10 protein-coding genes are annotated in these 10,198 nt (G+C 63.0%); 2 read left to right on the top strand and 8 right to left on the bottom strand.

Annotation, left to right across the window (positions count from 1 at the left end; translation table 11 throughout):
- Positions 1-266 precede the first annotated feature (266 nt).
- Entirely contained in the window at positions 267-1,343 is a 1,077-nt protein-coding gene (locus AC07P1_RS23755; protein ID WP_494698160.1) for a patatin-like phospholipase family protein, read from the bottom strand.
- Between the two features lie 347 nt (positions 1,344-1,690).
- Between AC07P1_RS23755 and AC07P1_RS23750 the strand changes: the two genes are divergently transcribed.
- Complete coding sequence (locus AC07P1_RS23750) at positions 1,691-1,936, top strand: CopG family ribbon-helix-helix protein (RefSeq protein WP_494698159.1); 246 nt, start codon at positions 1,691-1,693, stop codon at positions 1,934-1,936.
- Between the two features lie 16 nt (positions 1,937-1,952).
- On the top strand, positions 1,953-2,207 hold the full coding sequence (locus tag AC07P1_RS23745) for a type II toxin-antitoxin system RelE/ParE family toxin (RefSeq protein ID WP_494698158.1): 255 nt from the start codon (positions 1,953-1,955) through the stop codon (positions 2,205-2,207).
- Here AC07P1_RS23745 and AC07P1_RS23740 read toward each other — a convergent pair.
- From AC07P1_RS23740 to AC07P1_RS23710, 7 genes are all read right to left on the bottom strand, one after another.
- Positions 2,204-3,184, bottom strand: coding sequence for a M48 family metallopeptidase (locus AC07P1_RS23740; RefSeq protein ID WP_494698235.1), 981 nt, complete (start codon positions 3,182-3,184; stop codon positions 2,204-2,206). The genes AC07P1_RS23745 and AC07P1_RS23740 overlap by 4 nt on opposite strands.
- A 17-nt stretch (positions 3,185-3,201) precedes the next feature.
- Positions 3,202-3,894 carry a lysophospholipid acyltransferase family protein gene (locus AC07P1_RS23735; RefSeq protein ID WP_414646029.1) on the bottom strand — a complete coding sequence of 231 codons (693 nt, stop codon included), beginning with the start codon at positions 3,892-3,894 and terminating at the stop codon, positions 3,202-3,204.
- Between the two features lie 67 nt (positions 3,895-3,961).
- A complete protein-coding gene (gene gmhB / locus AC07P1_RS23730; RefSeq protein WP_494698157.1) occupies positions 3,962-4,528 on the bottom strand; it encodes a D-glycero-beta-D-manno-heptose 1,7-bisphosphate 7-phosphatase in 567 nt (188 codons plus the stop codon).
- 15 nt (positions 4,529-4,543) lie between these two features.
- Positions 4,544-6,652, bottom strand: coding sequence for a glycine--tRNA ligase subunit beta (gene glyS / locus AC07P1_RS23725; protein ID WP_494698156.1), 2,109 nt, complete (start codon positions 6,650-6,652; stop codon positions 4,544-4,546).
- Positions 6,653-6,657: 5 nt separating this feature from the next.
- Entirely contained in the window at positions 6,658-7,578 is a 921-nt protein-coding gene (gene glyQ, locus AC07P1_RS23720) for a glycine--tRNA ligase subunit alpha (RefSeq protein WP_494698155.1), read from the bottom strand.
- A 99-nt stretch (positions 7,579-7,677) separates the two neighbouring features.
- Positions 7,678-9,249: an apolipoprotein N-acyltransferase gene (gene lnt, locus AC07P1_RS23715; protein ID WP_494698154.1), complete on the bottom strand. Its 1,572-nt coding sequence runs from the start codon at positions 9,247-9,249 to the stop codon at positions 7,678-7,680.
- Positions 9,249-10,133 carry a CorC family transporter gene (locus AC07P1_RS23710; RefSeq protein ID WP_315213713.1) on the bottom strand — a complete coding sequence of 295 codons (885 nt, stop codon included), beginning with the start codon at positions 10,131-10,133 and terminating at the stop codon, positions 9,249-9,251. The genes lnt and AC07P1_RS23710 overlap by 1 nt, the downstream gene beginning before the upstream one ends.
- Positions 10,134-10,198 lie beyond the last annotated feature (65 nt).

Here is a 10,198-nt window from a genome sequence, read left to right as displayed (position 1 = left end):
TGTAGACCGGCCTACACCAGACCCCGATCCGATTGAACTTAAGCAAGAAATGCGGCGCGCGGCAGCAGAACCGCTCAACAGACACGTAGGGCGGATTAGCGGGCGAGGCCCGCTAACCGCCCCGGGGGCCCATCGAAGAGGCGGCCTACTGCCGTAGGCCTTAAGAGGCGGAACGCCGTAATCGGCCATCGTTGAGCCGCCGACGGCGCCTCGATGGCCGATTACGCTTCGCTAATCCGCCCTGCGTGTTTTAACTCCGGCCCGGTTTAAGCAGCCATCTCCGTATCATCCGCGAAGCGCAGCACGTCCGCGTTTTGACGGCAGAAACGCGTCGCCGCCTTGTAGCCGACATCGAACAACAACTGCATATTCGACGTCGACCAGTCCATCGTGTACGGGATGTGCTGATCGGGCACGGCGGCCATCAGTTCCAGCTTGAGCATGTGGCGCTTCGGCTCGCCGGTTTTGTGGTCGGTGTTATGCTCCAGCTCGAACAAACGCAGCTGCTGCTTCGAGATATTGACCAGTGGCGTGATCATCGAACCGACCCACGAGTCGTACAGGTCGCGCGGCTTGCGCAGCAGGCGTTCGTCGCCCAGGATGTCGAGCACGACCAGCACGTCCGTGTCCACATGCTCGCCCTTGCCTTCGATGAACGGGTCGAAGTTCAACGTCTCCAGCGCCGCGCCCTCGATATAGTCCTCGCCGTCGATCGTGGTCGGCGCGTACAGGAACGGGAACGACAACGCCGCGCGCACGTGCTCGACCTGGATCTCGCGCTTGTCCCAGATCTTCATGCTGTGCTGGTTCAGGTTGTAGGCGTTGATGTAAAACTCCGGCTTCATCGTCGAGATGGCCGAGAAGTCGATCGTGCCTTCCAGGAATGGCGCGTGGGCGCACAAACCGAGGCTTTTCGACGACAGGTTCGACGGCGACATCGTCGACATCATCAGCTGCGTCCAGTCGGCCCATGGCACCGAACCGCCCATGACATTTTGCAGGCCCGGGAACACCGGATTGCCGACCTGGGGCGAGAACACGCCACGGAAGGCATCGGCTTCCTTGCCCGGCTTATGGAAAAGCTTGTAATTGACCGGCATCATTTTGTAGATGGTGTCGGCCACGCCGGTGTCGGCCCAGCGCTTGAGCGCCTCGCGTGGCGAGCCTTCCAGCGGCGCCGTGTAGAGCAGCCCCATCAGCACGCCCGCGCCCGAGGCGGAAATCACGTCGAACTCGACCTCCTGGTCGAGGAATGCAGCCAGCGCACCCGCTATCAATGGTGAATTTGGCGCACCACCACCCAGTACCAAACCCATCTTTTTGGTTGCACTTGCCTGACCCATATAACCCCCGTTTAGTGACACAATTTGCCGTTTTTTTTGACTCGAATCAAGTCAAACATGAGACAAAATACCACAGGTAATTCCTTAGGGCAATAAAATTGTGCGGTGCAATATGAAAGTGACGGCCTTAAGCGAACTCAGCAGTAAGTGCGAAAATGGCGGCGGAAGAGAGGAAATAGAGTTATTTCAGAAAAAACTGGCCTATGCGGGCACGCCGGTGAGGTGGCAGCCTACTCCGAGCCTCCTAGGAAAACGTACGCGGTTTCAAAATGTGAAAAATGATTGACTTCGAACCTGTAATACCTACACTGAGTAGGTATGACATCCTCACTTCACTTCAATAAATCATGAAATCAAGCACGGAAAAACCGATGACCGTTCGCCTTCCCGCCGACTTGGCTGATCAGCTCGAAAAGCTCATCCAGGTCACAGGCCGGAACAAGAGCTCGATCACGGTGGCCGCGCTCCGGGAATATGTGGAAGCCCAGTCCTGGCAAATTCTGGATATCAAGGAAGGTATCGCGGAAGCGGATCGCGGAGAATTCGCCAGCGATGGGGAAGTAAGTTCTTTCTTCGCAAAATATGGCGGTTAAGTGGACCAAAACGGCGTTGGCGAACCTCGTCTCGATCATCGAGTATATCGAGAAGGATAACCCTGAAAGTGCAAAGTCGTTTGCGCTGGAAATCCAGGCCAAGACCAACAGCCTGGCCGGGTTTCCCGGCATTGGCCGGCCTGGCCGCGTGATCGGAACCCGCGAATTGGTGATCCACCCCAACTACATCATCCCTTATCGAGTGCGTGCGGGCGTTGTGGAGATTGTGCGCGTTCAGCACGTCGCACGGCGCTGGCCCAGGAGTTTTTAAAACAGCACTGGCAATTCCTGCGCCCGTTTGCGCAGCAGGTTCTTCGCCTCGTCGTACTCGGGGTAGATGCGGCCGACGGTGTTCCAGAAGTCGGCGCTGTGGTTCATTTCCAGCGTGTGCGCCAGTTCGTGGGCGACCACGTAGTCGATCAGCGGTAGCGAGAAGTGGATCAGTTTCCAGTTCAGGCGGATCTTGCGGTCGACCGTGCACGAGCCCCAGCGCGTGCCGGCCGACGACAGGCCGAACGAGTGGTAGCTGACGCCCAGGCGCCCCGCGTACAGGTCCAGGCGTTGCTCGAACAGCACCTTGGCCTCCTGCTGGTACCAGGACTTGACGCGCTCCTTGAGCAGCGTTTCGGTGGCGCCGGGCACCAGCACCATCGACAGCTCGCGCGTCGCCGGGTTGTAGCTGGTGCGATTGCGCCCGCCCACCAGCAGCCGCAAGGTGATGTCCGCGCCCAGATACGGAATCTGCGCGCCGTCGACCCACTCCACCGGCGGCTTTTGCAGCCGCGCGGCGCGGCGTTCGCGCCGTTCCTTGAGTTTGCTCAGTATCCAGTGTTGTTTGGTGCGGATGGCGTTGTCGATTTCGGCGATGGTGATGCGCTTGGGCGCGGTCACGCGCAGGCCGTCGTCGTCGATCATGAAGCCGATCGAGCGGCGCGTCGAGCGGCGCAGCTCATATTCGAGGATGAATTCACCGACCATCAGCTGGCGCTTGGCCGTCGGCGGCTGGTCGGACGGTGGTGGCGCCACGCGCGGCTTGACCGGGACCGCCGTGGTCGGCGGAACGGCAACTGGCGCTACCGGTGGTGCTATGTACGGGGAAATCGGAGGAGGCTTGCTGGAAGTGGGAGGCACCGACCAAACCGGCGACGTGTAGACAGGTTTGGTGGAGGAAAGCTGACCCTGCGCCTGCGCCTCCCGCGCGAACAGGTCGAGTTGGCTGGCGTCGTCTTGCGGCGACGCCGGCTTCACCAGCGTGGCGAGATCGTCTAGCCAGCGTTGTAGGCGTGGGGCGAAATGACGCGCATTTCTGATTCTATCCAAGTTTCCACCTGTTGCATCATGCCGTCCGGAGTTTGTCCTTCTGGCGAAATTGGCTTACCTATCGATACTGTAACAAGGCCGGGCCGTTTGATGAAAGAGTTTTTTGGCCAGCACTCGCCGGAGTTGTGCGCGATCGGCACCACCACGGCGCCGGTCTCGATGGCGAGGCGCGTGCCGCCGCTTTTGTACTTGCCGGCCTGGCCGACGGGAATCCGCGTCCCCTCGGGGAACATGATAATCCATTGGCCGTCGGCGAGCCGGCGCTTGCCGTGGCGGACCACGTGCTTGAACGCGTTCTTGCCTTGCTTGCGGTCGATCGGGATCATGCGCAGCAGCGCCATCGCCCAACCGAAGAACGGAATGTAGAGGATTTCCTTCTTGAACACGAACACCAGGGGACGCGGCAGGTTAGGCAGCAGGAAGATGGTTTCCCACGCCGACTGGTGCTTCGACAGCACCACCGCCGGCGCGTCCGGGAAATTCTCGGCGCCTTTGATTTCGTAGCGGATGCCGCAGATAACCTTGGCGCACCAGACGATGAACACATTCCAGCGGGCGGTGACCCAGAAGCGTTTGTTATACGGCAGCGGCGCGGCCAGGAAGCACACCAGCGCCCAAACCACGGTCGATATCACCATGATGATGGTGAAGATCAGGGAACGCAAAAACAATACGGGATGACCCAATGCAGACTCCAAATACTTGTTAGCTAACGACGTGCAGCGCCGGCGGCACGCTGGTTTTGAGCAGGTGGACCACCATCGCCGCCAAGTCGGGGAACACCAGGGTGCCGGGCGGCAGGCCGCCGGTTTCCCGGGTTTTCTCGCCCTTGCCGGTCAGGACCAGATAGGGCACGCAGCCGGTGACATAGCCGGCCTGCAGGTCGCGCAGCGAGTCGCCCACCACCGGCACGCCTTTGAGACTGACCTTGTAGCGCTGCGAGATCTCGTTGAACATGCCCGGTTTCGGCTTGCGGCAATCGCAGTTGTCGGCCGCCGCGTGGGGGCAGAAGAACACGGCGTCGATGTCGGCGCCGACCTGCTGCGCCAGATTGTGCATCTTGGCGTGGATGGCGTTGAGGATCGTCATGTCGAAGAACTCGCGCGCGATGCCCGACTGGTTCGACGCGATCACCACGCGATAGCCGGCCTGGTTCAGGCGGGCGATCGCTTCCAGCGAGCCGGGGATGGGAATCCACTCGGCCGGCGACTTGATGAAATCGGGCGAATCATGGTTGATGACGCCGTCGCGATCGAGGATGATCAGTTTCATGGACGGCGCACCCATTTAGGCCGCCAGCTTCGAAATGTCGGCCACGCGGTTCATCATGCCATGCAGCGATGACAGCAGTGCCAGACGGTTGTTGCGCAAGGCGACGTCTTCGGCCATGACCATGACGTCGTTGAAGAAGGCGTCGACTTCGTCGCGCAGCTGCGCCAGGGTCTTGAGCGCGTCGGCGAAATCGCCGCGGATGAAGGCGGCGTCGATGTCCGGCTGCACGCGGGTGACGGCGGCGGCCAGGTTCTTCTCGGCCTCGTCCTGCAGCAGCGCCGGGTCGACGGCGATGGTGCCGGCGGCGGTCAGCGCCTCTTCGTTCTTTTTCAGGATGTTGGTGATGCGCTTGTTGGCGGCGGCGAGCGAGGACGCTTCCGGCAGCGCGGCGAAGGCCTTGACGGCCTCCAGGCGCTGCACGATGTCGTCCAGGCGGTCCGGGTTCTGGGCCACCACCGCTTCGATCTCGTTCGGCGAGAAGCCGCGCTCGCGCAGGATGCCGCGCAGGCGGTCCAGCATGAAGGCGGTGACTTCGAGGACCGGATCCTTGAAGCCGGCGATGCCGGTGAACTGCTGCGCGGCCGAATCGAGCAGGCCGCGGATCGACAGCATCAGGCGTTTTTCGATCAGCATGCGCAGCACGCCCAGCGCATGGCGGCGCAGCGCGAACGGGTCCTTGTCGCCGGTAGGCTGCAGGCCGATCGACCAGATGCCGACCAGGGTTTCGAGTTTGTCGGCCAGCGCCACGGCGGTGCCGGTGACGGTCGACGGCAGCGCGTCGCCGGCGAAGCGCGGCTGGTAGTGCTCGGAGGCGGCAAGCGCCACGTCTTCCGGCTCGCCATCGTTGCGGGCGTAGTAGGTGCCCATGATGCCTTGCAGCTCGGGGAACTCGCCGACCATGTCGGTCAGCAGGTCGGCCTTCGACAGCTTGGCGGCGCGGGTGGCCAGCGCGGAGTCGCCTCCGACCTGGGTGGCGATGAAGCCGGCCAGCGCGCTGACACGCTCGCTGCGCTCGGCCTGCGTGCCCAGTTTGTTGTGGTAGACCACGTTCTTGAGCAGCGGCAGGCGCGATTCCAGGGTCTTCTTCTTGTCCTGCTCGAAGAAGAACTTGGCGTCCGACAGGCGCGGACGCACCACGCGCTCGTTGCCGCCGATGATGGCGGCCGGCGTGTCGGTGGCGATGTTGGAGACGATCAGGAAGCGCGAACGCAGCTTGCCGTCGGCGTCCGTCAGCGCGAAGTACTTCTGGTTGGTCTGCATGGTCAGGATCAGGCATTCCTGCGGCACGGCCAGGAACTCTTCCTCGAAGTGGCACTCGTAGACCACCGGCCATTCGACCAGCGCGGTCACTTCGTCGAGCAGCGCTTCGGGCATCAGCACCTGGTCGGCGCCGGCCTTGGCCAGCAGCTCGGCGCGGATCTGTTCCTTGCGCTGTTCGACGCTGGCCAGCACCTTGCCTTGGGATTCCAGGGTCCCGGCGTAGCTGTCGGCGTCGGCGACGGTGACCGCGCGTTGGCCCGGCGCGGTCAGGAAGCGGTGGCCTTCGGTGACGTTCGACGCGGTCAGTCCCAGCAGGGTCAGTGGCAGCACGGTCGAACCATGCAGCGCGATCAGGCTGTGGGCCGGACGCACGAATTGCACGGTGGCGCCGTCCGGACGCTGATAGCTCATCACTTTAGGGATAGGCAGCTTGGCGACCGATTCCTCCAGCGCCGATTGCAGCCCCGATTGCAGCGCGCTGCCGGCCGCCGTGTAGGTGTGGAAGAAGCTCTCGGCCTTGCCGTCCTGCGCGCGTTCCAGGTCGGCCACGGTCAGGTTCGGGAAGCCCAGCGCGGCCAGTTTCTTGGCCAGCGGCGGCGTGCCGTTGCCGGCTGCGTCCAGCGCCACCGACACCGGCAGCACTTTTTCGCGGATCGATTTGTCGGGCGAGGTGGCGCGCACCTTGGTGATGGAAACGGCCAGGCGGCGCGGCGAGGCGAACGAGGTGGCGACGCTGTCGGCTTCGAGGAAGTCGCGCGCTTTCAGGCCGTTGACGATGCCGGCGGCGAAGGCCGCGCCCAGTTTGGCGAGCGCCTTCGGCGGCAGTTCTTCGGTCAGCAGTTCGATGAGGAGGGTCTGGGTCATATTATTTATACGGTTTGTTCAGCAACAGCGGAGGCGGGGGCCATCGGGAAGCCCAGGCGCTCGCGCGAATCGTAGTAGGCCTGCGCCACGAGGCGCGACAGGGCGCGCACGCGGCCGATGTAGGCGGCGCGCTCGGTCACCGAGATGGCGCCGCGCGCGTCCAGCAGGTTGAAGCTGTGCGAGGCCTTCATGATCTGCTCATAGGCCGGCAACGTCAGTTGCGCTTCGATCAGGCGCTTGGCTTCCGATTCGTGGTTGTTGAATTGGGCGAACAGCAGTTCGGCGTTCGAATGCTCGAAGTTGTAGGCCGATTGTTCGACCTCGTTCTGGTGGAACACGTCGCCGTACTTCAGCGTCTTTGTCACACCATTTTCCTCCCACGTCGTCCACACCAGGTCGTACATGTTCTCGACGCCCTGCAGGTACATCGCCAGGCGCTCGATGCCATAGGTGATCTCGCCCAGCACCGGCTTGCAATCGAGGCCGCCGACCTGCTGGAAGTAGGTGAACTGCGTCACCTCCATCCCGTTCAGCCACACTTCCCAGCCCAGGCCCCAGGCGCCCAGCGTCGGCGATTCCCAGTCGTCTTCGACGAAGCGCACGTCATTCTGTTTCAGGTCCAGGCCCAGCGCCTCCAGCGAACCGAGATACAGGTCGAGGATGTTTTCCGGCGCCGGCTTCATCACCACCTGGTATTGGTAGTAGTGCTGGCCGCGGTTCGGGTTCTCGCCATAGCGGCCGTCCTTCGGGCGGCGCGACGGCTGCACGTAGGCCGCGCGCCAAGGCTCCGGGCCGATCGCGCGCAGGAAGGTCCCGGTGTGGAAGGTGCCGGCGCCGACTTCCATGTCGTAGGGCTGGAGCAGGGCGCAGCCTTGCTTGTCCCAATAGGTTTGCAAGGTCAGAATGATTTGTTGAAATGTCAGCATCTTGTGTGGTCGATGGCACGCCTCGCGGGGCGAGGGGCGTGCGGTTGCGGTTATGCTAAAGGGGCAATTTTAGCGGGTTTTGCCGGCAGACTGTGGAGATTAAGCGGCTTTGGCCTGGTTTTTTGCGCGGCGCGCCCAAAACCAGGCGCCGCCCAATGCCAGCGCCGCCAGCAGCAGGAACAGCTTGTTCCCCCAGATGATGAAGGGGGTGCTGCCCGCCATGCCCTGGACGTTGGCGGCCAGGGTGCCGAAGGTGTTGACCTTCAACTGGTGCCGGATCACGCCATGGCCGTCGATGATGGCGGTGGCGCCGGTATTGGTCGCCCGCAGCATCGGCCGGCCCGTCTCCAGCGTGCGCATTTGCGAGATTTGCAAATGCTGCGGAATGGCGATGGTGTCGCCGAACCAGGCCAGATTCGAGACGTTGAGCAGCATCGTGGCCGGCTTCTGGCCCTGCGCCGGGTGGTTCAGCTGCGCCGCGATCTCCTCGCCGAACAAATCTTCGTAGCAGATGTTGGGCAGCACGCGCTGGTCCTTGATCGGGAAGGCCGGCTGGATGTCGGCGCCGCTGGTCTGGTCGCCGAGCGGGATCGACATCAGGTTGACGAACCAGCGGAAGCCGAGCGGGATGAACTCGCCGAACGGCACCAGGTGGTGCTTGTCGTAGCGGTAGTAGCCGCTGCCCTGGCGCGGCGTCAGGCCGATCACGCTGTTGAAGTAAGCGGTCTGGCTGTCGGCCATCGGGATGCCGAGTATCAGGTTGCTGTTGGTCTTGGTCAGGAATTGGGCGATGCCGGGCAGGTAGTCCGGCGGCAGCTGCTGCGGCAGCATGACGATGGCCGTCTCCGGCGTGGCGATCAAGTCGGCCGGCGCGGCGGTGATGGCGTCGTGGTACAGCTTCATCGTCTCGATGACGCGGGCGCCGTCGAATTTTTCGCTTTGCGGGATGTTTCCTTGCAGCAGGCGCACCGAGATTGGTTTGCCCTCCGGGTAGGTCCATTGCAGGTAGGTCAGCCCGACGCCGACGGCGCAGATGGCGACGATCAGTACCGCCGCCTTGATGCGGGTGCGGTGCAGCAGCAAGAGCAGCGCGCCGGCGATGACGGCCGCCAGCCATCCGAGGCCGTAGACGCCGACGACCGGCGCGTAGCCGGCCAGCGGACTGTGATTGTGGGCGTAGCCGGACGACATCCACGGAAAACCGGTGAACAGCCAGGCGCGCACCCATTCGAACAGCGCCCACATGGTCGGCAGCACCAGCAGGTTGGCGGCCGGCAGCGGCAGCGACCAGCGCTTGCGCAGCCAGGCCGCGCCGCCCATCGCCAGGGCGACGTAAAAGCCCATGCCCCAGGCCAGCAGCAGCACGGCGGCGGCGGCGATCGGCGCGGCCATGGCGCCGAAGTCGTGCAGCGACACGTATAGCCAGTGGGTGCCGGCGGCGGTCCAGCCGAAGCCGAAGGCCCAGCCGATCAGGCCCGCGCTTTTGACGTCCGAACTGCGCAGCACTTGATAGAACAGGGTCGCCAGGCCGAGGATTTCCAGCGGCCACCAGCCGAACGGCGCGAAGGCGAACACGCACATCGCGCCGGCCAGCATGGTGATGACCATCCGACCTTTGGTGCTGCGTTGCGGCTTGGGCGGATCGTTCGGATTGGCGCGGCGAAAGCGCATTATTGCGTGTCGCCGGCGTCGGGGGCGGCCGGCAGTTTTTCCACCAGCAGCACGTGGATCTGGCGGGCGTCGGCGCGCAGGACTTCAAAGCGCATGCCCTGGTAGTCGAAGATGTCGCCCTTGTGCGGCATGCGCGCCAGGTGCTTGGCGACCAGACCGCCGATGGTGTCGACGTCGTCGTCCGGCAGCGAGGTGTCCAACTCTTCGTTGAACTGCTCGATCTCGGTCAGCGCCTTGATGCGCCAGCGCGGTCCGTGCACGCCTTCCTTGATCGAGAGGATGTTGTCCTCTTCCTCGTCGAAGTCGTATTCGTCCTCGATGTCGCCGACGATCTGCTCCAGCACGTCCTCGATGGTGATCAGGCCGGCCACGCCGCTGTACTCGTCGACCACGATCGCCATGTGGTTGTGGTTGGCGCGGAAGTCGCGCAGCAGCACGTTCAGGCGTTTGGACTCGGGGATGAAGATGGCCGGGCGCAGCATGTCGCGCACGTCGAAAGACTCTTCGGCGTAGTAGCGCAGCAGGTCCTTGGCCAGCAGGATGCCGATCACCTTGTCGCGCTCGCCCTCGATGGCGGGGAAGCGCGAGTGGGCGGTCGCCAGCACCTGCGGCATCCACTCCTCGATCGGCTTGGAGATGTCGATGACATCCATCTGCGAGCGGGGAATCATGATGTCACGGGCGGACAAGTCGGAGACCTGGAACACGCCTTCGATCATCGACAGGGCGTCGGCGTCGATCAGGTTGCGTTCGTGGGCGTCGTGCAGAACTTCGAGCAGTTCCGCGCGGTTCTCTGGCTCGGGGGAAATCAGTGCGGTCAGGCGTTCAAACAGTGACCGATGGGGTTTGGCGTCAGTCTTGACGCCACTAGAGTGCTCTTGCATAGTAGGCGTGAGCCATTGTTTTGAAGGGGTATAGGATACACCAAAAGCTCAAGATAGCAGGTTTT

Source organism: Duganella sp. GW821-FHT07F09 (genome assembly GCF_059418705.1).
This window is presented reverse-complemented; position numbering and strand designations above follow the sequence as displayed.